The sequence below is a fragment of the Streptomyces sp. NPDC004788 genome (genome assembly GCF_053601115.1).
In genome coordinates, this window is the sequence record NZ_JBSGBF010000002.1 from 66,599 (window position 1) to 92,115 (window position 25,517).

Here is a 25,517-nt window from a genome sequence, read left to right on the forward strand (position 1 = left end):
TCCTCAGGTGCCGGTACTGCAGTAGCGGGTGAGACCGCGTCGCCACAGCACGACCGCGGGGATCATGAGCAGGGGGCCGGCGAGGGGGAACGCCCACACGAGAGGCGAGTCCGTCTTGCCGAGGATGTAGAGGCACGGGTAGTAGCCGACGAAGGCGAAGGGGAGGACCGTGGAGAACACGGCGACGACCCACTTCGGATAGAAGCTCATCGGCAGTTGGGCGAAACTGTCGAACCGCCAGATCAGCGTGGAAAGCATGGCGTCCTGCCGCAGCCAGAACGACAGCGAGGTGACGGCCAGGTGCACGGCGGCGAAGACGAGCGCCGCGCCGAGGAGGGCGACGGGGATGAACAGCAGGACCTGTGCGGTGAGTTCGGCGCCGCTGACCTGGAGCGCCACACCCATCATGCCGAGGCCGATCACGATCTCGATCCAGACGTCCGTGTCGACCTTGGAGAAGAGGATGAGGAGCAGCGGGCTGGTGGGGCGGACGAGGTAGTGGTCGAGTTCGCCGCTGCGGACCATGTCGGGGATGTCCAGGGTGCCGAAGAAGACGGTGTTCCACAGGGCGCGGGCCACGGTCGTGAAGCCGGTGAGCACGGCCCACTGGGCGAGCGTCCAGCCGTGGATCGCCCCGGTGGTCGAGAGCGCCAGCATGAACACGGCGGCACCGGAGACCGCCTGGACGAGGGCCCCCAGATTGGCGAGCACCACCTCGCCCGGGTGCACCAGATGACTGCGGAAGTTCATCCGGGTCGCGAAGAAGGCGACGTCCAGGGACTTCTTCAACTCGGCGAGCCGCTCAGCCACCGGCGATCACCAGCTTTCGCAGGGCGCGCCAGGTGAACAGCGCGCTCGCGGCGGTCAGCAACACGGCCCAGACCAGCCCGATGGTGATGACGCGTGCGTCGACGAACGGGTCCTTCACCAGGGTGCCGAGGGGGGTGTAGAAGCCGTGCACGAACGGGGTCCACACGACGAGATCGCGCAGCGGGGCCGGATAGAGGGAGATCGGCATCATCGATCCGCCCAGCAGGAGCAGCAGCGCTTCGCGCACCTCGTTGAGGCCCTCGACACGGCGGATGAAGAACGCCGACAGCCCGATCATGTAGCTGAGGTTGAAGAGGACGACGAAGGCGATGGCGCTCGTCAGCGCGAGCCGGAGGGCGTAGCCGGCATCGAGGTCGAAGGGCAGCAGGAGCGCACCGCCGACCAGCGCCGCGGGCAGGCCCACCAGCGCGGTGATGCCCACGGACCGGCCGAGGGCGGCGGAGAACCACTGACTGAAGAAGCCCATCGGCATGAGCAGTTCCGTGACGATCCGGCCGTCCCTGATCTTCGCCTCGAGCTGGCGGGCAAGGCCGAGGTTGGGCAGGCACAGCACCCAGATGGTGCCCGCCGCGGCGTAGACCATGGTCTGGCGCAGGCTCAGCCAGTCGGCGGCGACGGCGTCGCCGGCACCCGAGTACACCGCCGTCCACAGTGCGGCCTGGAGGCCGATCAGCAGCAGCGCGCCCACCCCTTGGGAGAAGGCCCTGGTCCGGTAGTGGAAGGAGAGCCTGATCTGCATGCGGGCCACGGCCAGATGGGGACGGAGGGAGTGGCGCGTCCGCTCCATCAGCCGGCCCTCCCGTACAGGTTCTTGATGAGCTGTTCCAGGGTCGGTGCCTCGAGCTGGACGTCGTCGACGAGCGGATCGGAGAAGAGCGCGGAGAGGATCTCCGGGGGGAGCTCGCCCTGGGCGTACTCGAAGGCGGTGACGGTCCTCGCGGGAGCTCCCACCGGGACGAGACCGGGCGTGGAAGGCAGCGTGTGGCCTTCGGCATGGTGGACGACCAGGCGGCGGGTGCGACCACCTAGCCCGCGCAGCTCGGCGATCTTGCCGTCGTGGACGAGCCGACCCGCGTCGATCATGACGATGCGGTCGCAGACGGCCTCCACGTCCCGCAGGTCGTGGCTGGCCATCAGGATGGTGGGCGCGTCCGTCTCGCGCAGGTCCTTGAGGAGGCCGCAGATCGCCTCGCGCGCGAAGATGTCGAGCCCGATCGTGGGTTCGTCCAGGAGCAGCAGCTTCGGCGAGTGGAGCAGGGTCCCGACGAGCTCCGCACGGGTTCTGTTCCCGAGGGACAGCTCGCGTACGGGGGTGTTCAGGTGCTTGCCGATGTCGAGCCGTGCCACCAACTCCTCGCTGCGGCGGCGGAACAGGGCCGGTTCGATCCCGTAGACGCGCCGGATGAGTTCGTACGAGTCCTTGACGGGCAGGTCCCACCAGAGGCTGGCGCGCTGGGCTGCCAGATATCCGAGGTCGGCGGAGAGTGCGCGGCGCTCACCGTGCGGGTCCCGGCCGTCCACGGTGACCCGGCCCGCCGTCGGGGTCAGGATGCCCGCGACCAGCTTCATCGTCGTGGACTTGCCCGCGCCGTTGAGTCCGATGTAGCCGACGGACTCGCCCGGTTCGATCCGCAGGTCGATGCCGCGCAGCGCCTCGACCTCACTGCGTTCGCGGCGGACGAGCCGGGTCAGCTTCGAGCCCGTCTCCGGACGGCGCCGTACCTGGTAGGAGCGCCGTACGGCGTCCAGCTGAACTCTCATGATCGCTGTCCCGGGGTGGGGTTGATGCCCAGACGGTCGATGGCCGCCACTTCCGCGGGGTCGAGCGGGTGGCCGGCGTCCAGGTTCTCGGTCAGGTGGGTACGGGAGACGGACTTGACGACGACCGGAACGCCGTGGGCCCGGTGCCAGCGCAGCAGGACCTGTCGCACCGTGCACCCGTGGCTGTCGGCGACCGCCCGCAGCACCGGGTGGGACAGTTCGTTCTCGCTGTAGGGGCTGTGGGCCTGGATCGCGATGCCGTGCCCGGCATGGTGCGGGGCGACGTCCGCGTCGTAGTGGTGAGGGCCGAAGGCGATCTGGTTCACCGCGGGGACCACGCCGGACGCCTTGATCAGCTCGTCCACCTGCTCCGGGAGGAAGTTGCTCACGCCGATGGCGCCGACCAGCCCCTCCTCCCGTGCCTCGATGAACCGCTCCCAGATCCGCAGCGATCCCGCCGCGTCCAACGGGGCATGGATCAGCCACAGGTCGATCCGGTCCACGCCGAGGAGGTCGAGGCTGGTGCGGAGCACCTCTCGTTCGCGGCCCGCGTCCTCCTCCGGGAACTTGGTGACGATCACCAGCTCGCCGGGGTCGACCCCGCTGCTGCGGATGCCCGCGCCGACGGCCGCCTCGTTGCGGTAGGCGGCGGCCGTGTCGATCAGCCGGTAGCCGAGCTCGATGGCGTCGCGGACGCCGCGCTCGGCGGCCTCGCCCCACATCTGCCAGGTGCCGAGTCCCACGGCGGGCAGTTCGAACGGCAGGCTGGGCCCGCTCAACGGCCACCGCCTTCGCTGTCCTGCGCGAAGGCCGCGCCGACCGCGGCGAGCACGTCGTGCGCGTCGGTGTCGCCGGCCAGGTCGAAGTACCGCAGGGCGAAGTCCAGGTTGGAACGGTTGATGAAGTTGCTGGTGACGGCGATCGAGCCGGTGACGTTGTGCACCTCGTGAGCCCATCCGCTGGGCGTGACGACGAGGTCGCCGGGCTGCTGCACGAACTCACGGGGAGTGCGGTCATGGCTGTCCCTCGCACATCCGGGCGGGAGCAGCCGCCATTCCTCGGCCCGCTCCGGCGGGTGGAAGGTCCACCGCTTGGTGCCGGCACAGAGCAGGTTCCAGGCGGCGCTCGCCATCACGTCGACGTGCAGGGGTGAGCTGGTCCCCGCGGCGCCGATCATCAGCCAGCTCCAGTCCGGGCGCGCGTCGGCCTCCAGGGCCAGCAGCCAGTTGAGGCGCCGTACCTCCTTCGGTACGAGGCCCGGCAGCGCCGGGTCGAACCGCGACAGCGACTGGTGGCGCAGGTACAGGCCCCGCGGGTGGGCGTCCCGCATGTCGTCGAGGACCTCCCCGAGGGACACCTTCACCGGACGGCGGTCCCGGTCCTCGGCCTCGACCCGTCGGTCGGCGTGGGCCCGCAGGTTCTCTTCGCTCAGCGCGGCGAAGACCGGCCAGTGGCGGCCGGCTCCCCGCAACAGGGCCGGTTCGGCGGCGCACAGCAGCTCGGGGAGGTCGGTGTCGCCGGCCTCGGCGGATGCCTCAGGCGTAGAAGGGATCGACACGCGCGACCTCCATCCGCTGGCGGCTCCAGTCGTCCCGGTGTCCGTCCAGGGCCTCGCTCCCGTACTCCTGCTCGATGTCGACGCGGGCGCGCAGCGCCTGCTGGAGGTTCTCCCGTTCCGACATGCACCTCGCCCGCTTGGCCGTCACCTTCTCGCGCACCGCGTCCGCGGAGTCCGACCGCCGGAAGGGGGCCTCCGGCACCGTCACGGTACACAGCGGCGCCGCCCAGCAGGTGGTGCAGGATCCGGCCTGGACGGAGTCGCGGAACATGGCGAGCTGCTCGACCCCGGCCACCGGATCGACCCCCCGGTCGGTGTGGCCGACCACGAAGTCCGGGGACTGGTACTCGTAGGAGGAGTAGAGCGTACCGTCGGATCCGAGGACCAAGTACTCGTTCCCGGGGACGAGTTGCATGCCGAGCAGATGCCCGAGGCGGGCACCGCCGTCGCGTTCCGGCTGGTTCAGCACCCGGTGGAACGCGCGGTGCAGGAAGCCGTGGCTGAAGGCGAAGTGGTATCGCCCCGACTGCTCGCGCTCCCGGTACGACTGGTGGTGGGAGCGGACGAAGAGGTCCCATACCCGGCGCTGTTCGGCGAACATGCGCTCGAAGTCCGCGTAGGACTGCTCGCCGCCCGGCAGGATCAGGTCGAAGTCCCACGCCAGGGCGCGGTGCGCGGTGGGCCACTCGGCGAAGTACCGGTAGAGGGCGGCCGCGTCGAGCGGCGCCGACAGGACGCAGATGAGCGCGACCCGCGAGGAGAAGTACTCGGGCCAGTTCTCGGCGAGCCAGTCGGTGCGCTCGCGCACCCGGTCGTGCGTGCCCTTGCCCCGCCGGTCGACGCGGTAGCGGTCGTGGTTGGGGCCGTCGATCGAGATGTTGAGATAGATGTCGTGCTCGACGAGGAAGTCGACGATCTTCGGGGTCAGCAGCATGCCGTTGGAATTCACCTGGAGAACGAGGTTCTCCAGACGTGCTCCCACCTCGCGCTTGCGATCCTCCAGAGCCAGTACGGCCTTCTTCAGCTCGTCGAACGCGAGGAGTGGTTCCCCGCCGAAGAAGTACACGGCCCGCGGGGCGGAGTCCAGCTTCTCCTCGCCGGTCACGAACAGGTCGATGGCGGCCCGCACCATGTCCGCCTGCGGCGACGCGGTCTGGTGGGGGCGGGTGTCGGCGTACGCGCCGCCGTAGTAGCAGTACGTGCAGCGGATGTTGCACTGCTCGGTGGGGTTGAGCATCAGGACGCGGACGCGCGGTGTGTCCACCCGTGCGTCGGCGGGGAGTTCCGGGAATTGCCAGCCGGACTCCTCGAACGGCATGACCAGGGACGTCAGACGGCTGATCGTCGCGGCCGGCACCGCCGACCAGTCCTGCGCCTGGAGTGCCTCCGCCTCGTCCCGGCCGATGGCGTGGACGCGGCCGGTGACGGGGGTGTAGAGGTGGTGGGTCTCCTCGCCGCGGTCGCCGCGCCACGCCTTGTAGATCCAGGTGCGGCCCTCGTGGACGCGGATGGTGACATCGCCCTCCCCCGCATTGACGCCGGTGACGGTCGTGCCGAGGGTCCGCAGGTCGGGCCGGTCGTGCTCCGCTATCAGCCGCCGCTGCCAGCCGTGCAGGGAGCGGATGCCCGTACCGTCGGACGCCTCCCCGCCAGGTGCGGTCGTGTCCGCCGTCGTGCCCGTGCTCATTCGGTCGTCTCCCGTTCCCGAGGGTGTTCGAGCAGTGCCCGCAGGCATGTCATGACCAGAGTCGAGATCGTCGCGCTGGTGGCCCGGTTCTCCCGGTCGTCCTGGAGTGCCTCGACGATGTCCACCGCCACCACCCGCCGTGTCCGGCAGACGTGCTCGACCGCGGCGAGGAGTTCCCGCAGCCGGTAGCCGCCGGCCTCCGGATGCCCGGTGGCCGGAAAGTCCGCCGGCTCGATGACATCCAGGTCGATCGACAGGTACGTCGGCCGGTCGTCCCGGTCCGCCGCGCTCTCTCCCGGGTCGTACGGGTAGGCGCAGCGCAGGGCCTCCGGCAGCGGACCGCAGTCGGCGGGCAGGTACGTCCGTACGCCGTACAGCTCCGCGTCCGAGATCGTGCCGGTCTGGAACAGGTGGCCGAGGAAGTCCGCGTGGGTGATGTCGGTGGCGTCCGGCATCGGCCGGGCGCTGAAGTCGCAGTGCGCGTCGAAGCAGAGGAACCGCAGAGGGCCGTGCACGGCCGCCGCCCCGGTGGCTGCCGGCGCGGAGAGGCTGTGGTCACCGCCGATGAAGACGGGGACGGTGCCCGTGCCGGCGAGCTGCTCCGAGAGGCGGGTGAGGGTCTTGTAGTAGGTGCCGCGGCCGACCCGTGGATCGATCGGCACCGAGCCCAGATCGCCCACGTCGAACACTCTTCGGCCGGACAGCACCGGACCGCGGGTCACCGGGTCGATCACCCCGCCCAGCGCACCGTCCTCGGCGACGGACCAGCCGTGGTCGGGGCTGAGCTTGCGGAAGATCTCCGGGCCGTGGCGCTGGCCGGGAACCCCCGGTACACCGGCGTCGAAGGGCAGTCCCACGACGACGGCGTCGGCGGTCAGTTCCCCGTCGAGCACGACGCTCAGGTCGGCGGAGGGCAGGCCGAGTGCGCCCAGGCCCGGACGGATCGGGGCCGTCACCGGTCACGCTCGCTGTCCCGGCGGGCGGCGTCGGCGCCGGAGACGGTGACCAGTCGGCACCGCAGCAGAGCCGCGACCAGCGCGGACACGGACGCCACGGGCGCCCCGGCCTGCGCGGCCAGTTCGGCGACGGTGAGCCGGCGGGCCCGGACGAGCGCCTCGATCGCCGGGTGGTGTCCCACGGGCAGGGCGAAGTCCTGGTCGGCGGCCGTGACGACGACATGGTCCCCCTCCACGCGGACCGGAGGAGACAGGACGGGCACCAGCTCCACCACGTCCTCCCCGGCCGGGCGGGCCCCGCTCACGTCCCAGGGCAGGCTCGCGACGTCGCGCCCGCCGGAGGCACGGCGCTCCGCGCTGAAGAAGTCCTCCAGGGGCATGTTCTTCGCCTCGGCCAGGAACGCCTCGATGATCCGTTCCTGCTGGGCCCGGTGCGCCTCGGGCGACGCCGCGCGGTCGAGGCTCTCGCGGATCTCCGGCCGGGACAGCGCCTGACGGGCGGCCCAACGCAGCCAGTCGTAGCCGGTACGGCGGGTGAACGCGAAGGTGAGGTGCAGGCTGGTGTCACCACCCCCGCGGACGGTGTGCCACCAGCCCCGCGGCACGTGGATCACGTCCCCGGGCGTCAGGGTCTTCTCGAACAGGACGGTGTCGGGGCAGTTCACCGGATCGCTGTCGCCGTATTCGGGCAGCGGGAACTCCTCGGACGGGCCGTGGACCTTCCAGTGCTTGGTGCCGAGGAGCTGGACGACGAACGTGTCGACCTCGTCGAAGTGGCTGTCGAAGGCCTGCGCGTCGTCGAAGGTCACGAACAGGTTGCACGCCGCGGTCTCACCGGTGATGCGCATGATGTCGTCGGTCGCGGCCCGGACACCGGGATGGATGCGGTCCAGGGAGTCGATGATCAGTGTGGTGCCGGCCCGCATGAGCGCGAACACCCGCGGCAGATCGAAGATCCGGTGTCCGTCCAGGGAGACCGTGTACTGGTGCTCGGGCAGTCGCTTTCCCTCCGCGCACAGAAAGAAGTCGGCCGGCACGGCGGAGCCCCGCGAAAGGATCTCGTTCAGTCCTGCCCAGGAGAAGCAGTCCTCCAGGAGCGCGGGGTCCAGGTGTCGAAATACCACTTCATTACTGACCTGATGCGTGGAGAAATCCGGGCCGAGTTCCCCCGACAGGGCGCGGCCGAACCGCGAGGAAAGTGTCGTCATATTCCCTGAATCACCCTCATGCCGCTACAAAATCCCGGTGGAGCGATTCCGTGCGCACCGAACCGCGAGGCCCGGTGCGCACGGAATCCAGTAACTCGGTGCTAACCTACTTCGCCGTCCCGGCTACTTCGCCGAATCGGCGAACAGCTTCGCGAAGTCCGGAACGCTCGGACGCGAGTGGGTCTTGGCGAAGGTGGCGCGGGCCCGGTCGGCCACCGGGGAAACCCGGACCTCGACCTCGGGGAATTCCGTGTCCGCAGCGCGGTCATTGGAAGAACTTGCCATGGTTTACCTCCGTAGGTAGATGCCGTTGGCACTTCCCTTCGAGGCTATGGCACGAAAAGGCCGTGATCAAGGGATCGGATTCCGACGGGTGGAACTTGGACTTCCATTTCCCGGATTCCGCGAGAATGCGTGCGATAAATGGGTCGACTTTGGCTGGTTACCTCTCAGGTTTGGCTGATCGACGACTAGGCGCAGTGAGGTCTTTCGGTCATCGCGGGGTCGCTTGCGTTCGCATTCTTCACAACTGAAAGACCGTCCACCGGGGTGCGGAGGAACGGGATCCGCGGTGGCGAGCGCCCCGGCGCCGCTAGCCGAGGGCGTCGCGCAGCACCTCCTCCGCCTCGTCGAGGCGGTCGCGCAGCACGGCCGCGGCCCGGACGCGGTCGCGGGCGTACGACTCGAGGGACGGGGTGACCGGGCCCAGTCCCTCGACGACCGTGTTGAGCGGGTAGACGGTGCAGCCCAGGTAGGCGGCCGTCAGCCGGACCACGCTCACCAACTCCGCGACCGGCACGCCCGGATGGAGGTCGTGGTAGACGGCGACGAGCCGGCCGAGGCCGGCCGGCCAGTCGGAGTGGGCGAGCACGGTGCGCGGGTCGAGGGCGAGCCGGCCCAGTTCCCACATCGGGCCGCGCAGGCCCGGCGGGGCGAAGTCGATGACGGCGGCGACGCGTTCGCCGCGCAGCAGCACGTTCGGACCGGACAGGTCGCCGTGCACCAGCTGCGCGAGCATCCGGTCCGGCACCCGCTCCAGGAGCCGCTCCGTCGCCGGCAGCCCGGCCAGCCGCTCGCGGGCCGTCTCCAGCGCCCACCGCTCGAACCCGGTGCGGGGCGGCTCCGCCTCGTAGCGCCGTACGAGCTCCGAGAGGCGGGCCCGGCTGCGTACCGGGTCGACGGCCCGGTCCCGGGCGGCCGGTCGGGGCGGGCCGAAGGGATGGCGGGCGAGTCCGCGGTGGAGCCGCCCGACCGCCTCGCCGACGGCCTCCCAGGCGCGTCCCGTGAGCCGCCCGTCGGCGGTCACCGCGTCGGCGACGTACTCCGTCACCGAGACCGTCGCCCCGCCCCAGGAGGCGACGAGACGGTCGCCGTCGAGCGTGGCACGCGCGCGGGCCACCGGCACCCGGCACAGCCGGGCGTACTCGCTCAGCCGGGCGGCGCTCTCGGCCCGCTCGGGATCCGCGCCGGCGGGATAGGTCTTGACGAACCAGCGCCGGGCGTCGGGCGTGGTCGCGAGGTAGTTGCGGGTCGCGGTGCCGGACGGACCCTCCTCGACCGACTCGGGCACCAGGCCGAACTCGGCGGCGAGCAGCAGCGCCACCCGCTCGATGGCGGAGGAGGAGGGGGAAGGGGACGGGGGAGGGAAAGGCGCGGAGGAAGGGGGCACGGACGTCATCACAGCACCTGCCCCGCGCCCGGGGCCAGACCGTCCCCGGACCGCGACGGCACCGCGGCGCGGCCTGCTGCCATCAGGCTGGGACAGCGGTGTGCGACAGGCGGGCGAAGCCCTCAGGCCGGCCGCTGCCGGTGCTCAGCACGGGGCGGTCAGACGTCGGGGTCGACTTCCGGGTGGGTGAACCGCAGGGGCTTGCCCAGGGACCGGGCACGCTCCTCCGCCGGGTCCTGAGAGACGCCGTCGGCGGACTGGTCGTCGGTGTGGTCCGCCCCTGGCGGGTCGATCGTGGCCGCCCAGCGTTCCGCCCAGCGGGCGAGGGGGTTCAGGGCCTGGCGCGCCTCCTGCCCCAGCGGGGTGAGCTCGTAGCGGCTGTCCGGTAGTTGGTGGATCACCCGGGCGTCCAGCAGTTCGGTCAGGCGCTGCCGCATCACGCTGGAGGACATGTCGTCGCACCGCTTCTGCAGGGGGCGGAATCCGAGCGGACCCGCGCGAAGCTCCCACAGGATGCGCAGACTCCATCGCCGCCCGAACAGATCGAGTGCGGCCATGAGGGGGCGGCCGGTGGTCGAGCCGCGAACAGGCTTGCCGGGTTTGGGTGTTGCCATGTCGGGATGTCCAGCCCTCCAGTGTTGATGCTTCGAATACCGACACGCTAGCATCGGCGATCGCTTCGGAAATCGAAACGGAGGAGGCTGGTGTGGACCGGCCCGGTGCCATGTCCGAGGTCGTGGTCGTCGACGCGTGTCAGCGAGACGGCGCGGGTGGCAGCCCGACCGCCGTCCTGGATGACGCGCCGTTCACCGACGAGGAGCGACGCCGCATCCCCGCGCAGTGGGGAACGTCGCACGCCGTCTTCCTCCGCGCGGCCGGAATCGAGCGTCGTCAGCCCGCGTACACCCTGCGGTTCTTCACCGCCCAGGGCGAACTGCCCGCCTGCGGACACGGCACCGTCGCCGCCCTCGCCGTGCTCGCCGAACGGGAAGGCGGCGACCACGACTACCGCGCCGTCCTGCGTACGGCCCACCGCCGCTTCGACGGTCGGACAAGCCGGAACGGTGCCGGCCTGACGGCGTCGTTCGACCCGGGCCCGGTCAGCCTGCGCAGCGCCGGTGGACCCGAACTGAGGGCAGTCGCAGGCGGCCTCGGACTGACGGAGGACGCGGTCGCCGGCGACGCCCGCGTGGCGTCGAACGGGCGGCCGAGACTTCTGCTGCCCGTCCGATCCCGCGCCGCACTGGCCGAACTCACGCCGGACTCGGCCCTGTTACGCGCTGCCTGCGACCGCTACGGTCTGCTGGGCTGCTACGCCTACTCGCCCCCGGACCGGCACGGCCGAGCGGCAGCCCGCATGTTCGCCCCGTCGATCGGCGTCCCCGAGGACATCGCCAACGCCAACAGCACGGCCTGCCTGGCAGCGTACGCCGCCGGGTTCGGCACACACCGCCTCGCCGTCGACATGGGTGACCACCTCGGCAGCCCGTCCACCATCACGGCGACCGTCCACCGCGACCGCGCGGGACACCGGATCCGAGTCGGCGGCCAGGCGGCGATCGTGCGCAGGGCCACGCGATGAGGCATGGATCCGAGCAAGCATCTGAGCACCGATTCCGCACACAGGAGGTAACCGTGGCCAAGGGCTACTGGGTCAGCGTCTACCGCACCATCGCAGACCCTGAGCGGCTTGCCGCCTACAACAAGCTGGCCGGTCCAGCCGTCAGGGCCGCCGGCGGGCGGACGCTCGCCCGCGGCGGCCTGGTCGTCGCGCACGACGCCGGAATCGCCGAGCGCACCGTCCTGGTCGAGTTCGACAGCTTCGAACAGGCGGTCGCCGCCCGCGCGAGTGCGGCCTATCAGGAGGCACTGGCCGCACTTGCCGACGGCGTCGAGCGCGACTTCCGCATCGTCGAGGGCCTCGACTGACGACCGATGCCGCGTCAGAGCGGCAGCCCTCCGCGTACGCCCGCATCTCCGCCTCGTAGCCGGCGAAGGCCACGGTGTGGTCGCCGTCCGCCGCGGCCAGTTCTCCGGCCGGCGTGGCCCTCGCCGAACTCGCGCTCCCGGGCGGCGCGGCGGCCCTCTTCGCCTCCGCCGTCTCCCGCCCGCGCCTCCGCCTCGGGCGCGATGGTGAAGCTAGTGCCACCATGAAGTCGGATACCGGCGTGGAGGTTTCCGGACTCCCGGCCGACGATGCTCGATCACGTACCGGGGAGCGCGCCGAAACCGCTCGCTCCCCCCGTCGAGCGCGTGAGGGAGCGGGCCGCCATGGGCCGAGTCGTACGGATAGCGGAGCGGCGCATCGGCCAGGTCCTGATCGGGTTCGGGCTCGCGCTGATCCCCTGGGTGGTCTACCTGCACGTCGGCATGCCCGGCACCGCGCAGGCGGCGCGCTGGGCCTGGACCTGGACCGGGCTCGACGCCCTGGAGGCGCTGGCCCTGATCGGCACGGGCCGGCTGTTGCTGCGCCGGGACGCCCGCGCCTCGCTCACGGCGACGGCCGGGGCCGCGCTGCTCGTCGTCGACGCCTGGTTCGACATCATGACCGCGGGCTCCGGCGAGGACCTGGTGTGGGCGATCGTCATGGCCGTGGTGGCGGAGCTGCCGCTGGCGGCGGTGTGCGCCCGGCTCGCCTGGCGCGGGTTTCCCCCGGTGAGGACCGCCGGAGCGGGCGGCCGCCCGCCGGAGCGGGCGCACGTGCGGCGCTGCGTGTCCGTCCGGATATCGTGACGGGCATGGCCCTGACATCCGGAATACGGGCCCGGCTGGCCCGGGTCGGCGGGCGCACCACGTTCCTGACGGTCGGCGCGCTCCTCCACCTCACCGCGTTCTGGATCGCGTGGTGCGTGCTCCCGGCCGGCCCGCTGACCTCCCTGCAGCGGCACCGGTTCCGCACCATGCTCGGGGTGACGATCCCGCCCGCGACGAGTCCCGAGGACGCACCGCGAGGGGGGCTCCGCGCCCGGCTCGCCTCGCCGGTGACACAGCGTCAGCTCAGCTACCACCTGGTCGCCGGACCGCTCGTGGCGATCGGCACCGCCACGCTCCTCGCACTGTGGGCGGTCGGCTTCGCCGCCCTTCTCGCCCCCGCCTGGATCTTCGCCCTGCCCCCCGAGTCGAAGATCGGCCGGGTCGCCGCCCTGGGCGTGGACGGCTACATCTCCGGCGTCGGCCTCCTGATGCTGCTCGCCGTGATGTGGCTGACCGGAGTCCTGGTGCGCCTCGACATCCTCGCGGCCACCGAGCTGCTCGGCCCGGGCCGCGCCGAGGAGCTGCGGCGCCGGGTCGAGGACCTCTCCGAGAGCCGGGCCGGCGTCCTCGACGCGGCCGACCTCGAACGGCGGCGCATCGAACGGGATCTGCACGACGGGGCACAGCAGCGCCTGGTGTCGCTCGCGGTCAACCTCGGCATCGCCAAGGCCACCGTGACCGATCTGCCCAGCGCCCTCCAGGTCATCGCCGAGGCCCACCGCGAGGCCAAGGAGGCCATCACCGAGCTCCAGGACCTGGTCCGCGGCCTGCACCCGGCCGTCCTGGAGGACCGCGGCCTGGACGCCGCCCTCACCGGGCTCGCCGCCCGCCTCCCCGTACCGGTGCGGCTGTCCGTGGCGGTCGAGCCGCGTCCCTCGGCGGCCGTGGAGGCCGTCGCGTACTACGTCGTGTCCGAGTCGCTGACCAACGTGGTCAAGCACGCCCGCGCCTCCCAGGTGGAGGTGTGGGTCGAGAGAAGAGGAGACCTGATGTCCTTGACGATCACCGACGACGGGGCCGGCGGCGCCGACCCGTCCGGTGGGACGGGGCTGGCCGGCCTCGCCAAGCGGGTCACCTCCGTGGACGGCACCTTCGCGATCGACAGTCCGGTCGGCGGTCCGACCCGGGTGGAGGTGGAGCTGCCGTGCGCGCGGTGATCGCCGAGGACTCCGTGCTGCTGCGCGTCGGTCTCGTCAAGGTCCTGGAGATGGCGGGCTACGAGGTCGTCGCCGAGGCCGGCGACGAGCCCGGGCTGCTCGCCGCCGTCGAGGAGCACCGGCCCGACCTCGCCGTCACCGACGTGCGCATGCCGCCCGGGCACAGCTCGGAAGGGGTACGGGCCGCCCTGACGATCCGGGAACGGTGGCCCGGCACGGCGGTGTTGCTGCTCTCCCAGTACGTCGAGGAGCAGTACGCCGCCGACCTGCTCGCCAAGGACACGGCCGGTCTCGGCTATCTGCTCAAGCAACGCGTCGCCGACGTCGAGGAGTTCATCGAGGCCCTGCACCGCGTGACCGCGGGCGGCACGGCCCTCGACCCGCAGGTCGTCTCCCAGCTGCTGCTGCGGCGCCGCAGGGACCCGCTGGAGCGGCTGACGGGACGCGAGCGCGAGGTCCTGGAACTGATGGCGTCCGGCCGTTCCAACCTGGGCATCGCCCAGCAGATGGTGGTGAGCGAGAGCACCGTCGCCAAGCACATCAACAACATCCTGGCCAAGCTCGACCTGCCCAACGTCGAGGCGGACCACCGCCGGGTGCTCGCGGTGCTGCGCTTCCTCGGCGTCTGACCCCGGTCCGCCGTGGCCGGGGCCAGACCCCGGTCCGCCGTGGCCGGGGCTGTGGATACCCGTGTGCGATTGTCGGTCGCCCGTGATAGTCACTACTCCACCGGGAGGGGTGCTCACTGACCCCACCCGAACGAACGAGCAAGGGGTGGGGACATGGCGTTGCTCCGCGACTGGGGGCGCACGCTGATCAGACGGACCGGCCGGCCCGTCGCGCAGGTGCAGAAGGACTCGGGAGATCCCGACGTGTGGCGGGCCCGGGTGGCCGCCGAGGCCGCCGACTGGGAGACGGTGCGGGCGGTGCTCGACGCACGGCCCGACGGCGCGGACCGGACGGACATGCTGTGGGCCGTCGGCGAGACCGCCGGGGTGGAGCGGTGGATCGCCGGGGTGCTCGAAGCGGAGCCGGACGCCCCGCTGCCGCGGCTCGTCGCCGGGTTCCGGTACGTCAGCTGGGGCTGGGAGGCCCGCACCGGCGCGCGGGCCCAGCACGTCTCGCGCGAGCAGTTCCAGGTGTTCCACGAGCGGCTGCGCCAGGCCGAGGCGTGGCTGTACGAGGTCGCCGAGCGCGAGCCCGGCTGGATCTCGCCCTGGTACGCCCTCCAGGTCAGCGGCCGCGGCCTGCAGGTCGGCCAGGACGTCGCGCGCCGCCGCTTCGAGGCCACCGTGCGGCGCGCCCCGCACCACCTGCGCGCCCACCAGCAGCAGCTCCAGCAGATCTGCGAGAAGTGGGGCGGGTCGCACGAGCAGATGCACGCCTTCGCCCACGAGTCCGCCTTCGGCGCGCCCGGCGGGACACCGCTCGGCCAGCTCGTCGCGATCGGCCACATCGAGCAGTGGCTCGACCTCGACGAGGGCGCGGACACCGCGTACATACGCCGGCCCGAGGTCCTCGCGTCCCTGAACCGGGCCGCCGACCACTCGTACCGGCACCCGGACTTCGTCCGCCGCGGCCCTTGGCTCCAGGTCCTCAACACCTTCGCCATGGCCTTCGCGCTCGCGGGCGACGGCGCCGCCGCGCGCGAGTGCTTCGAGGCCACCGAGGGCAAGGTCACCGAGTTCCCCTGGTACTACCTCAACGGCTCCGACCCGGCCGCGGCCTACGAGAAGCTGCGCGCGTCGGCCGGACGCTGAGCCGAGGCGCCGGGGCGCCGAGGCGCCGAGGGCGAGGGCCGAGGGCGAGGGCTGAGGGCCGTGGGCGAGAGCCGGCTTCGATGTGCGGAGCCCGGCGCTCCGGAGCTCGCCTCCGGACTCGTGCCCGGTCCCGTGTCCGGGGGCGGTTACCCGGCTCGCGCCGGTCCGGGCCTGTCTCCGGTGCGCGTGTCCGTGCCGGGGATCGTCTCCCGGGCTCGCCTCCGGGCAGGGCGCGTCTCCAGGGCCCGGGTCCGCGCCCGGCGCTCGCCTCCGGGGCCGGAGTCCGCGCCCGGGGGTGGCTCCCGGGGCTCGGGTCCGCCCCCCCGGGGTCGGCTCCGGGACTCGCGTCCGTGCCCGGGGCCGCCGCGACGGTCCGTGACCCACCGCCCATCGCGCCCGACCCCGTACCGCCGCACCCCGCCCACCCACCACCCGTTCCGTCCCGCCCGCCGCGCGCACCGCGTCGGACGGGCTCACCGAAAGACTTCGCCAGGTGTCCCACTCAGAGACGTCAGAGACCGCCCACACCGCCCACACCTTCCAGGTCGACCTGCGCGGCCTCGTCGACCTGCTCTCCCACCACCTCTACTCCAGCCCGCGCGTCTACCTCCGCGAGCTGCTGCAGAACGCCGTCGACGCCATCACCGCCCGCCAGGCGCTCGCCCCCGGCGCGCCCGGCACCATCACCGTGCGCACCGGGGACACCCTCACGGTCACGGACACCGGCGTCGGTCTCACCGAGGCCGACGTGCACCGCTTCCTCGCGACCATCGGCCGCAGCTCCAAGCGGACCGCCGACGGCGCCTTCGACGGCGCCGGACTCGACGCGGCACGCGGCGAGTTCATCGGCCAGTTCGGCATCGGCCTGCTCGCCTGCTTCGTCGTCGCCGACGAGATCACCGTGCTCAGCCGCTCCGCCGCCGACCCGGCGGCACCCGCCGTCGAATGGCGCGGCCACTCCGACGGCCGCTACACCCTTCGCACCCTGCCGGCCTCCGCCGTGCCCGAGCCCGGCACCACCGTGCGGCTCACCCCGCGCGCCGACAACGCCGAGTGGACCACTCCCGACCAGGTCGTCGCGCTCGCCCGGCACTACGGCGGACTGCTCCGCCACGAGGTCACCGTCGTCGGCCCGCGCGGCGAGACCCACCGGATCAACGAGACGCCCCCGTGGGAGCGGACCCAGCGCTCGCCGCTGGCCCGCAAGGAGGCCCTCACCGACTACTGCCGCACCCACTTCGACTTCACCCCGCTCGACACCATCGAGCTCGACCTCCCGGCCGCCGGGCTGCGCGGTGTCGCCTACGTGCTGCCGACCGCCGTCAGCCCCGCCCAGCGGGCCGGCCACCGGGTCCACCTCAAGGGCATGCTGCTCACCGACCAGGCGCCCGAACTCCTCCCGGACTGGGCGTTCTTCGTCCGCTGCGTCGTCGACACCACCAGCCTGCGGCCCACCGCCTCCCGCGAGTCCCTGTACGAGGACGGCGCCCTGTCCGCCGTACGCGACGCGCTCGGCGACCGCATCCGCGACTGGCTCACCGGTCTCGCCGCCAGCGACCCGGCCCTCCTGCACCGCTTCATCGACACCCATCACCTCGCCGTCAAGGCGCTCGCCCGCTACGACGACGAGCTGCTGCGGATCGTGCTGCCGTGGTTGCCGTTCGAGACCACCGACGGCAACGTCACCCTGGAGGAGTTCGCCCGCACCCACCCGACGCTGCTCGTCACCCGCAGCGTCGAGGAGTTCCGGCAGGTCGCCCCGATCGCCTCGGCCGCCGGACTCGGCGTCGTCAACGGCGGCTACACCTACGACCGCGACCTCGTGCACCGGCTGCCCGAGATCCGCCCCGGCACGGCCGTCACCGACCTCGACCCGGCCACCGTCACCGCCCACCTCGACGCCGTCGACCCGACGGCCGAACTGCGCGCCGCGGCCTTCCTCGCCGTCGCCCGCGAGACCGTCGGCGTCCACGACTGCGACGTCGTGCTGCGCGACTTCCAGCCCGTCACCGCGCCCGCGCTGCTCCTCGACAACCGCGACGCGCGCCACGAACGCACCCGGTCGAACCTCGCCGCCGACAGCGACGGCCTGTGGGCCGACATCCTCGGCTCCCTGCGCCACGAGACCCCGCGCGCCCAGCTCGTCCTCAACCACCTGAACCCGCTGGTCCGGCAGGCGATCACGATCACCGAGCGGGGCCTGGCCGTCACCACCGCCGAGGCGCTCTACGGGCAGGCCCTGCTGCTCAGCCGCCGCCCGCTCCGGGCGAGCGAGAGCGCCCTGCTGAACCGGGCCTTCATCGGCCTGCTCACCCACGCCATGCACAACCCCGGCCAGGCCGAGCCCGGGCCTGAGTCCCCGAAGGAACTGTAGATGCTGGACACCCCCGAGGCCGTCTTCGAGGCGCTGCGCGAGAACCACGACCGCCCGCACGGCCTGAACCGCACCGTCACCGCGGAGGAGCTCGTCGAGGCCGCCGAGCCGCTCGACGAGCCCGGCAAGCCCGAACTGCTCGTCACCGCGCTCATGGAGCTGATGACGGCGTACGAGTTCACCGGCGAACACCGCAAGTCGCCCGTCGTCTTCGCCCGGCTGCTCAAGCTCTGGGACACCGCGCCCGAGTCCTTCAACCAGTACGAGGCCCACCAGGTCTTCTGGCGCTTCAAGTGGGTGACCACCTCACTGCTCCAGGTGCCCGAGGTGCCGCTGGCCACGCTCCACGGCTGGATCGACCGGATGCGCGAGCGGTACGCGGACGCCGGGCACGGCATGCAGCCGGTGGCGGCGATGCGCTTCCACGTCGCCGCCCACACCGGCACCGGACTCGCCGACGCGTACGACCTGTGGGCCACCCGGCCGCGCACCGACCTCAGCGACTGCGAGGCGTGCGAGACGCGGCACCTCGCCTGGCACCAGATGACCTCCGGCGACGACGCCGCCGCCCTCGACAGCTGGCGACCGGTCCTCGACGGCGCCCAGAGCTGCAGCGAGGAACCGCAACTGAGCCAGGCACGCGCCCTGCTGCCGCTGCTGCGCACCGGCCGCGCCGACGAGGCCCGCTCGCACCACCTCACCGGCTACCGGCGGGTGCGCGGCAACACCGGCATGCAGGAGGAGGTCGGCCTGCACCTGGAGTTCTGCGCCCTCTCCCGCAACGAGGGGCGCGGCCTGGAGATCCTGGCCGAGAACCGCCCGCTGTTCGAGGCGACCGGCGCCCCGCTGGACCGCCTGGGGTTCCTCACCGGCGTCGAGGTGCTGCTCGCCCGGCTCACCGAGGACGGCCACGCCGACACCGTCGTCGCCGGGCCGCCCGGCCGCAACTGGACGGCCGGCGAACTGCTCGCCCACGTCCGCGCCGAGGCGGACGGCCTCGCCGCCGCCTTCGACGCGCGCAACGGGACGCCGGCCGTCGGCGACGCGCGCCGCGCCCGGCTCGCCCGGCGCCCGCTCCTCGACGAGCCGCTGCCGCTCGGCCTGCGCACCTCCGTCCCGTCCGTGACCAGCGCCCCCGCGGCCCCCGCTGCGGCCCCGGCCGCCGTCGCCGAGCCGCCCGCGGACTTTGCCGACCTCGTCCGCGAGGCCCGCCGCCTGGCCGCCGAGGGCCGCCCCTCGGACGAGCGGCTGTGGACCCTGATCGACGAGCGCCTCGCCGACGGCTCCGCGGCCCACGACGACCGCCTCGGCCCCGAGGAACTGCTCCTGGCCGAGCTCGCCGAGCACCGCGCGACCCAGCACGGCGCGGCGGAGAACAGGGCCGCTTTCGTCGCCGAACTGGAGAAGGCGGCCGGGCTGTTCACGGACCTCGGCATGCCCTGGCACGCACTCTCCGCCCGGGCCCGAGCCCTCGCCTGGGGCACCGGACCCCAGGACGAGCAGGACGAGCAGGACGAGCAGGACGGCGGCGTCGAGGCCGGGGACGGCGGGGCTCAGGCCCCGGGCCTGGTCGGCGTCCGGGACGGCCACGGAGACGACCAGGCTGCGGCCCTGGCCGGCGCCGCCGAGGAACTGCGGCAGGAGGCCGAGCGCCTCAGGGCCGAGGTCCCGTTCACGGGCGAGGCGCCGGTGGCCGGGGAGACCGCCGGTGGGACCGCGTCCGGTGACGAGGTGGGCCGGGAGCGCGCGCTGCGCTACCTGATGGTGCTGAACTCGCTCGCCTATCTCGCGTACCAGGAGGTCCAGCGGCAGGGCCGTGAGCCGGAGCCGGCGGCCCAGGCGCGGTTCGAGGAGTCCGTCGCCGTCCTGCGGGCCGAGGCCGAGCGGCTTGCCGCGCCGCACCAGGTGGCCAACGCCCGGCAGTACGTGGCCGACCTGGCCGGACGTCGTGGCGACTTCGAGCTCGCCGAGACGGAGCTGCGCGCCGCCCTGAAGGACGTCGACGCCGCCGGGCGGCCCTGGCGCGGCTCGCGCCCGCGCTGTCTGCTCGCCCAGCTCCTCCTCGGCCGGGGCGAGCCGGGCGAGGCGGCGGAGCTGCTGCACCAGGCGATCGCCGACGCCGTCCGGCACGACGACACGGACTTCCCGTTCGCGCCGACGTACGTCCTGCTCGGCCACGCCACCTCGCACCTCGGCGACAGCGCCGGCGCGGTGCGCCACCTCTCGGAGGCCGCCGCCCGCTTCGACCAGTCGGGCGAGCCCGACGAGGCCGTCGAGACCCGGCTCCAGCTCGCCGACGTGCTCGCCCGCTCCGGCCGGCAGGCCGACGCCGTCGCCGTCCTGGAGTCTGTCCTCTCCGACGAGGCGGACTCCTCCCGGGACGAGCGCCTCATCGCCCAGGCCCGGCTCACGCTGGCGCGCGGGCTGCGGGAGCTGGAGGAGTTCCTCCCGGCGGCCGAGGAGTTCCTGCGCCTCGCCGACACCGTCGCGGGCTGGGAGGGGGACCGCGAGGTCCACACCCTGGTCGCCGCCGAGGCCGCCGTCGCCCTCGCGATGGCCGAACGCCACGACGCGGCCGCCGCGGCGTACGAGCGCGCCCTCGCCTCGCACGCCGAGGCCCCCGACCCGTCGCCGATCCTCAACATGTTGCGCGAGTTCGCCCGCCTCACCCTGCTGTTCCAGGGCGCCGACGCCCTCGACAAAGCGCTGGAGCACCTCACCCGCGCCGATGCCGTCCTCGCCGCCGCCGAGGACCCCGACGCGCTCCCGCACTGGTACGAGAAGGGCCTCAACCACTACCGCCGCGCCCGCGTCCTCGCCGACGCCCAGCGCCTCCCCGAGGCCCTCGCCGAGGCGGAGGCGGCCATAGCCGCCCACGAACAGGGCGGCGAACGGGGCGAGGCCCCGCGCGCCGAGTCCGTCCGCATCGCCGCCCTCATCGAGGCCAACGGCCTCGACCGCCCGGCCGACGCCGTCGTCCGCCTCACGGCGGCGATCGCCCGCTGCCGGGCGGCGCACCTGGAGGAGGCGGCGGAGATTCTGGACGCGCTGCGGCAGGAATACCTGGCGCGCTAGGAGGTGTCTCGATCAGGCCGGACCAGGGAGCGGCGGCCGGTGCCGTGCACCGCGGCATCTGCGCTGCCGCCTCCTCGTCGCCGGGCCCTCGCACACCGCCCGCTTCGTCCTCGACCAGGCCCGGGCCGCTGCCGTCGACGCCGAACCGGCCGAGGCGGCCCGGACCGTGGCGCGCGCGGTGGTGGGCGCGTGGTAGGCGCCTCGTCCGAACCGGTCGCGCCACGCCCGGGCTCCGGCCATTCGGCCGAGCCCGGATCGCCCGGTGACGGAACCCCGCCCAGGCTGCTGCCCAGCGGCCCGGCCGGGGACCGCCCGTCGAGAAGGGAAAAGCGATGCGTCTCAGGCCGAGGAGCCGGGTGCGGAGGTGGCTCGTGGTCGCGCTCGGGCTCGTTCTGACCGGGTTCGGTGCCGGCGCGCCCGCAGGCGCGGCTCAGGCGGCCGCGCTGTGCGACAGTGCGCCGACGGGGGTCGCCGAGGTGGACCACTGGCTGAGGTTCCGGGTGCCGGTGGGGCTGATGCCGGACGGGCGGTTCGACGGGCGCTTCGCGCGGCTGCAGGTCCATCGGGTGCGGCCGGTGTACGAGAACGGGAAGTGTCCCGGCCTGCCGAACAGGGCCGCGGTGCTCGTGCACGGGCGGCGGGTCACAGGACCGGCCCAGTTCGATCTGCGGTACCCCGCGCCCGGTGGCGGCGAACTGAGCCTGCAGCGGGCGCTCGCGCGGGCGGGCATCGACACGTTCGCGCCGAGCCTGCTCGGGTACGGGCGCTCGACCCGCTTCGAGGACGGGCTCGACGATCCGGGCAACGCGAGCCTGCGGCCTTACGCGGCGGACGGCGGCTGCGGTTACCCGGAGGGCTGCGACCGCACCCACAACCCGATCTTCCCGCTCGACCAGCAGGGCTCGCTGCTGCTGACCAACCCGCTGCACGGCGTCCGGCGCCCGCACTCCAGCGCCACCCGCTTCGCCCGCACCGACGTGTGGGTGCGGGACATCCGGCAGGTCGTCGACCACGCCGTCGCCCGCGCCAGGCCCACGGACGGCAAGGTCACCCTGATCGGCTACTCGCTCGGCGGGGTGCAGGTTGGACGGGCGCTGTACGCGGACAACCCCGTCCTGCCCGGCGCCGCCGCCACCATCGCGAAGGTGAACCGCGTCGTGTTCGCGTCCTCGCTGTTCGGCTTCCCGACGGAGGAGGCGACCCCGCCCACCGGCTTCGCCACCTTCCCCCTGACGCTCGGCGGGCGCGGGACGCCCACCGTGCTGCCTCCGGACCGCGAGGCCGCCTGCACCGGCCGGGTCGTCCCGGGCGCCTTCGACCGGATCTGGGACCAGGTCATGGACCAGGACCCGCTGGGCCGCAGCTGGGGCGGCACCGACCCGGCACACCCGACCGGCCTCAGCCGGCTGCCCACCTTCTCCACCTACGGCTGGAACACGGCCGTCGCCGGACGGCTCACCCCGCCCACGCTCGTGATCCACGGCCTCGACGACAAGGAGCCGGCCGCCCCGCCGGCCAATGCCACCGCCATCTACAACGCGCTCCCGGCCTCGATGACGAACAAGGTGCTCGTCCAGGTGCAGTGCGCCACCCACGAGATGATGCTGGAGGGCTGCTCGGGTGCGCGCTGCACCCCCGCGTCCGGTGTCCCGTACGGCGGCCGTCCCGGCGAACCCTGGGCCGGCCCGCACGCCACCGTGAAGGCCGCGCTGATCGAGTGGATCAAGAACGGGACCTTCGACGGCGCCGGCAGCGGCCGGTTCGTCGTCGACGAGAGCGGTGTCGCGCAACCGGCCCCGTAGACCGAGGCGGCCCGAGGCCGCGTACCCGACCGGACGGAAGTCCTCGCGTGTTACCTGCCGGTACGGAATGATGGCGCCGACCAACCGAACCATCCACACGGCCGGGGGCGATGCTGCGGTGACCACCATCCACGACGAGAACATGGTGCACGCCTTCCGGGACGACGCCCTCGGCGAGCACGACGCCGTCGGCCTCGCCGCCGCGATCCGGCGCGGCGAGGTCGGCGCCGAGGAGGCCGCCAAGGCCGCGGCCGAGCGGGTCCGGGACGTCGAGGCGCGGCTGCACGCCGTCCAGACGTACGTCGACGTGCCGCGGCCCGCCACCGGCGGGACCGGGCTGCTCGCCGGGGTGCCGACCTTCGTCAAGGACAACACCGACCACCTGGGCCTGCCCACCGGTCACGGCAGCGCCGCCTTCACCCCGCGCCCCGCGACCCGGCACGCGCCGTTCGTCCGGCAGTTCCTCAGCAGCGGCGTGACCGTCCTCGGCAAGACCCGGCTGCCCGAGTTCGGATTCAGCCCCAGCACCGAGTACGAGCACGGCGAACCCGTCCGCAACCCCTGGCACACCGGCCACTCCGCGGGCGGCTCCTCCGGCGGCAGCGCGGCCCTGGTCGCCGCCGGCGCCGTGCCGCTCGCGCACGCCAACGACGGCGGCGGCTCCATCCGCATCCCCGCCGCGGCGTGCGGACTCGTCGGACTCAAGCCCACCCGCGGCCGGCTCGTCGCCAACGCCGAGAGTCGCCGGCTCCCGCTCGACATCGTCTCCGACGGCGTCGTCAGCCGCTCCGTCCGGGACACCGCGGCCTTCCTCGCCGCCGCCGAACGCTACCGGCGCAGCCTCGAACTGCCGCCCGTCGGCCTCGTCGAAGGCCCCGCCGAGCGGCGGCTGCGCATCGGCCTCCTCCTCGACTCACCGAACGGCGTCCACTCCGACGCCACCACCCGCGCCGCCGTCACCGAGACCGCCACCACTCTCGAACGCCTCGGCCACACCGTCGAGTCCGTCGAGATCGCCCTCGATCCCCGCTTCACCGAGGACTTCCTCGTCTACTGGGGCCTGCTGTCCTTCCTCATCGGCGTCACCGGCCGCGGCTACGGCCCCGACTTCGACCGCCACCGCATGGACGGCCTCAGCCGCGGCCTGCGCGCCGCGTACCTGGAGAACTGGCGCCGCACCCCGGGCGTGCTGCGCCGCCTCAAGCGCACCCAGGAGGCGTACGCGGCCGCCTTCCGCGGCCTCGACCTGATCCTGTCCCCGGTCCTCGCCCACACCACGCCGCCGATCGGCCACCTCGCCCCGACCGTGCCGTACCCGACGCTGATCGAACGGATCCTCGCGTACGTCGCCTTCACCCCCGTCAACAACGTCGTCGGCACGCCCTCGCTCTCCCTCCCGGCGGCGCGCGCGACCGACGACGGACTGCCCGTCGGCGTCCTCTTCTCCGGCCGTCCCGGCAGCGAACGGATGCTGCTGGAGCTCGCGTTCGAGCTGGAGGCGGACCGGCCCTTCCGGCGCATCCAGGACAGGTGACCCCGGGAAAGTCTTGTCTGGGCGGCTCACCCTGTGCTCAAATCCGTCTCGAACACCTACGGACCGGGATGCTCGTCAGTCCCGGGGCGGCCCCGGGGCGCGAGGGCCGGACGGCGGGGGGTGCCGCGGGGACGCGGCGCCGGACGCCGGGCGTACGGGATCGACGTATCCACGTACCCGCAGGAGCCGCATCATGAGCAAGCACGTCCTGGCCCAGAACCAGTACGGCAAGGCCGAGAACCGTATCGTCAAGATCACCCGGCAGGGCAACGACGGCAACTGGCACGAGATCCGCGACCTCAACGTCTCCGTCGCGCTGCGCGGCGAGTTCCGCGAGGTCCACCACACCGGTGACAACGGCAACTGCCTGCCGACCGACACCACCAAGAACACCGTCTACGCCTTCGCCAAGGAGCACGGCGTCGACTCGCCCGAGGCCTTCGCGATCCTGCTCGCCAAGCACTTCGTGCAGTCGCAGCCGGTGATCCACGAGGCGCAGATCCGCGTCGAGGAGTTCGCCTGGGACCGCATCCCGGTCCCCACCCGCGCCGAGCAGCACTCCTTCGTGCGCCGGGGCCAGGAGATCCGCACCGCGCAGGTCACCTACAACGGTCACACCGGCCAGCTCCAGGTGATCTCCGGCCTCAAGGACCTGACCGTCATGAACTCGACGAACTCCGAGTTCCACGGCTACATCAAGGACAAGTACACGACCCTGAAGGAGGCGTACGACCGCATCCTCGCCACCAAGGTCACGTCCCGCTGGGCGCACTCCGCGCAGGCCACCGCCGCCGAGGACTTCGACTGGGACCGCTCGTACAAGCAGGTCAAGCGGCACCTGCTGGAGGCGTTCGCGGAGACGTACAGCTACTCGCTGCAGCAGACCCTCAACGCCATGGCCGAGCGCGTCCTCGACCACTGCGCCAACGTCAACGAGGTCCGGCTCAACCTGCCCAACAAGCACCACTTCCTCGTCGACCTTGAGCCCTTCGGGCTGAAGAACGACAACGAGGTGTACTACGCGGCCGACCGGATGTACGGCCTGATCGAGGGCACCATCCACCGCGACGGCGTCCAGCCGGTCATCGCCACCAGCGACTGGATCACCGCCTGAGGCATCTGAGGCATCTGAGGCAACTGAGGCATCCGCCTACCGCGTGAGGCGCGTCACCGGTTCCGGGGCCGGTACCGGGCCGGGAACCGGGCCCGGCTGGGGGTGCGGCTCCGGGCGCGGCGCGGGTGGCGGCTGCGGGTCGGGTCCGGGGCGCGGTGGCACCGGCGGTACCGGATCGGGACCGCCGGGCCCCGGCACGGGCCCGGGCAGCGGCCCCGGCCGCGGTGCCGGGCCGGGTCCGGGCGCCGGAGTGGGGCTCGGCGGCACGGGGTCGTTC

Annotated in this window: 22 protein-coding genes; 11 read left to right on the top strand and 11 right to left on the bottom strand. The window is 72.8% G+C overall.

Annotated features, from left to right (window positions below):
• Positions 1-3: 3 nt before the first annotated feature.
• The 11 genes from ACWEJX_RS01435 to ACWEJX_RS01485 form a co-directional block, all read right to left on the bottom strand.
• Positions 4-810, bottom strand: coding sequence for an ABC transporter permease (locus ACWEJX_RS01435; RefSeq protein ID WP_451605513.1), 807 nt, complete (start codon positions 808-810; stop codon positions 4-6).
• Positions 803-1,618 (bottom strand): ABC transporter permease, encoded by an 816-nt coding sequence (locus tag ACWEJX_RS01440; RefSeq protein ID WP_451605514.1) that lies wholly within the window; start codon positions 1,616-1,618, stop codon positions 803-805. The genes ACWEJX_RS01435 and ACWEJX_RS01440 overlap by 8 nt, the downstream gene beginning before the upstream one ends.
• Positions 1,618-2,592, bottom strand: a complete 975-nt coding sequence (locus ACWEJX_RS01445; RefSeq protein WP_451605515.1) for an ATP-binding cassette domain-containing protein — start codon at positions 2,590-2,592, stop codon at positions 1,618-1,620. The genes ACWEJX_RS01440 and ACWEJX_RS01445 overlap by 1 nt, the downstream gene beginning before the upstream one ends.
• Positions 2,589-3,371 carry an aldo/keto reductase gene (locus ACWEJX_RS01450; RefSeq protein ID WP_451605516.1) on the bottom strand — a complete coding sequence of 261 codons (783 nt, stop codon included), beginning with the start codon at positions 3,369-3,371 and terminating at the stop codon, positions 2,589-2,591. The genes ACWEJX_RS01445 and ACWEJX_RS01450 overlap by 4 nt, the downstream gene beginning before the upstream one ends.
• Positions 3,368-4,150, bottom strand: a complete 783-nt coding sequence (locus ACWEJX_RS01455; RefSeq protein ID WP_451605517.1) for a cupin-like domain-containing protein — start codon at positions 4,148-4,150, stop codon at positions 3,368-3,370. The genes ACWEJX_RS01450 and ACWEJX_RS01455 overlap by 4 nt, the downstream gene beginning before the upstream one ends.
• The gene (locus ACWEJX_RS01460; RefSeq protein WP_451605518.1) at positions 4,128-5,837 is read right to left on the bottom strand and encodes a radical SAM protein; all 1,710 of its coding nucleotides are present in this window, start codon (positions 5,835-5,837) and stop codon (positions 4,128-4,130) included. The genes ACWEJX_RS01455 and ACWEJX_RS01460 overlap by 23 nt, the downstream gene beginning before the upstream one ends.
• On the bottom strand, positions 5,834-6,793 hold the full coding sequence (locus tag ACWEJX_RS01465) for an arginase family protein (protein ID WP_451605519.1): 960 nt from the start codon (positions 6,791-6,793) through the stop codon (positions 5,834-5,836). The genes ACWEJX_RS01460 and ACWEJX_RS01465 overlap by 4 nt, the downstream gene beginning before the upstream one ends.
• Positions 6,790-7,917 (bottom strand): JmjC domain-containing protein, encoded by a 1,128-nt coding sequence (locus ACWEJX_RS01470; RefSeq protein ID WP_451605520.1) that lies wholly within the window; start codon positions 7,915-7,917, stop codon positions 6,790-6,792. Before ACWEJX_RS01470 ends, ACWEJX_RS01465 begins: the two co-directional genes overlap by 4 nt.
• Before the next feature lie 207 nt (positions 7,918-8,124).
• The gene (locus tag ACWEJX_RS01475) at positions 8,125-8,286 is read right to left on the bottom strand and encodes a hypothetical protein (protein ID WP_451605521.1); all 162 of its coding nucleotides are present in this window, start codon (positions 8,284-8,286) and stop codon (positions 8,125-8,127) included.
• Positions 8,287-8,593: 307 nt separating this feature from the next.
• Positions 8,594-9,679, bottom strand: a complete 1,086-nt coding sequence (locus tag ACWEJX_RS01480; protein WP_451605522.1) for a phosphotransferase enzyme family protein — start codon at positions 9,677-9,679, stop codon at positions 8,594-8,596.
• Between the two features lie 149 nt (positions 9,680-9,828).
• Complete coding sequence (locus tag ACWEJX_RS01485) at positions 9,829-10,284, bottom strand: winged helix-turn-helix transcriptional regulator (RefSeq protein ID WP_451605523.1); 456 nt, start codon at positions 10,282-10,284, stop codon at positions 9,829-9,831.
• 92 nt (positions 10,285-10,376) lie between these two features.
• Between ACWEJX_RS01485 and ACWEJX_RS01490 the strand changes: the two genes are divergently transcribed.
• From ACWEJX_RS01490 to pucL, 11 genes are all read left to right on the top strand, one after another.
• Positions 10,377-11,252 (top strand): PhzF family phenazine biosynthesis protein, encoded by an 876-nt coding sequence (locus ACWEJX_RS01490; RefSeq protein ID WP_451605524.1) that lies wholly within the window; start codon positions 10,377-10,379, stop codon positions 11,250-11,252.
• A 53-nt stretch (positions 11,253-11,305) separates the two neighbouring features.
• Complete coding sequence (locus ACWEJX_RS01495) at positions 11,306-11,599, top strand: DUF1330 domain-containing protein (protein WP_451605525.1); 294 nt, start codon at positions 11,306-11,308, stop codon at positions 11,597-11,599.
• A 342-nt stretch (positions 11,600-11,941) separates the two neighbouring features.
• On the top strand, positions 11,942-12,403 hold the full coding sequence (locus tag ACWEJX_RS01500; RefSeq protein WP_451605526.1) for a hypothetical protein: 462 nt from the start codon (positions 11,942-11,944) through the stop codon (positions 12,401-12,403).
• A 5-nt stretch (positions 12,404-12,408) separates the two neighbouring features.
• Positions 12,409-13,581, top strand: coding sequence for a histidine kinase (locus ACWEJX_RS01505; protein WP_451605527.1), 1,173 nt, complete (start codon positions 12,409-12,411; stop codon positions 13,579-13,581).
• Positions 13,569-14,210: a response regulator gene (locus tag ACWEJX_RS01510; protein ID WP_451605528.1), complete on the top strand. Its 642-nt coding sequence runs from the start codon at positions 13,569-13,571 to the stop codon at positions 14,208-14,210. The genes ACWEJX_RS01505 and ACWEJX_RS01510 overlap by 13 nt, the downstream gene beginning before the upstream one ends.
• 153 nt (positions 14,211-14,363) lie before the next feature.
• Entirely contained in the window at positions 14,364-15,341 is a 978-nt protein-coding gene (locus tag ACWEJX_RS01515) for a hypothetical protein (RefSeq protein ID WP_451605529.1), read from the top strand.
• A gap of 493 nt (positions 15,342-15,834) precedes the next feature.
• Positions 15,835-17,715, top strand: coding sequence for an HSP90 family protein (locus ACWEJX_RS01520; protein ID WP_451605530.1), 1,881 nt, complete (start codon positions 15,835-15,837; stop codon positions 17,713-17,715).
• Entirely contained in the window at positions 17,716-20,790 is a 3,075-nt protein-coding gene (locus ACWEJX_RS01525; protein ID WP_451605531.1) for a hypothetical protein, read from the top strand.
• A gap of 356 nt (positions 20,791-21,146) precedes the next feature.
• Entirely contained in the window at positions 21,147-22,592 is a 1,446-nt protein-coding gene (locus ACWEJX_RS01530) for a hypothetical protein (protein WP_451605532.1), read from the top strand.
• A gap of 142 nt (positions 22,593-22,734) precedes the next feature.
• Positions 22,735-24,126, top strand: coding sequence for an amidase (locus ACWEJX_RS01535; RefSeq protein WP_451605643.1), 1,392 nt, complete (start codon positions 22,735-22,737; stop codon positions 24,124-24,126).
• 193 nt (positions 24,127-24,319) lie between these two features.
• The gene (pucL, locus tag ACWEJX_RS01540) at positions 24,320-25,240 is read left to right on the top strand and encodes a factor-independent urate hydroxylase (protein ID WP_451605533.1); all 921 of its coding nucleotides are present in this window, start codon (positions 24,320-24,322) and stop codon (positions 25,238-25,240) included.
• Positions 25,241-25,517: the final 277 nt, after the last annotated feature.

Excerpts from the sequence above, each read along its gene's own strand:
- ACWEJX_RS01440 (WP_451605514.1), bottom strand. The coding sequence starts at position 1,618 with ATGGAGCGGACGCGCCACTCCCTCCGTCCCCATCTGGCCGTGGCCCGC.
- ACWEJX_RS01445 (WP_451605515.1), bottom strand. The coding sequence starts at position 2,592 with ATGAGAGTTCAGCTGGACGCCGTACGGCGCTCCTACCAGGTACGGCGC.
- ACWEJX_RS01460 (WP_451605518.1), bottom strand. The coding sequence starts at position 5,837 with ATGAGCACGGGCACGACGGCGGACACGACCGCACCTGGCGGGGAGGCG.
- ACWEJX_RS01475 (WP_451605521.1), bottom strand. The coding sequence starts at position 8,286 with ATGGCAAGTTCTTCCAATGACCGCGCTGCGGACACGGAATTCCCCGAG.
- ACWEJX_RS01480 (WP_451605522.1), bottom strand. The coding sequence starts at position 9,679 with ATGACGTCCGTGCCCCCTTCCTCCGCGCCTTTCCCTCCCCCGTCCCCT.
- ACWEJX_RS01485 (WP_451605523.1), bottom strand. The coding sequence starts at position 10,284 with ATGGCAACACCCAAACCCGGCAAGCCTGTTCGCGGCTCGACCACCGGC.
- ACWEJX_RS01500 (WP_451605526.1), top strand. The coding sequence starts at position 11,942 with ATGGGCCGAGTCGTACGGATAGCGGAGCGGCGCATCGGCCAGGTCCTG.
- ACWEJX_RS01505 (WP_451605527.1), top strand. The coding sequence starts at position 12,409 with ATGGCCCTGACATCCGGAATACGGGCCCGGCTGGCCCGGGTCGGCGGG.
- ACWEJX_RS01515 (WP_451605529.1), top strand. The coding sequence starts at position 14,364 with ATGGCGTTGCTCCGCGACTGGGGGCGCACGCTGATCAGACGGACCGGC.
- ACWEJX_RS01525 (WP_451605531.1), top strand. The coding sequence starts at position 17,716 with ATGCTGGACACCCCCGAGGCCGTCTTCGAGGCGCTGCGCGAGAACCAC.
- ACWEJX_RS01535 (WP_451605643.1), top strand. The coding sequence starts at position 22,735 with ATGGTGCACGCCTTCCGGGACGACGCCCTCGGCGAGCACGACGCCGTC.
- pucL (WP_451605533.1), top strand. The coding sequence starts at position 24,320 with ATGAGCAAGCACGTCCTGGCCCAGAACCAGTACGGCAAGGCCGAGAAC.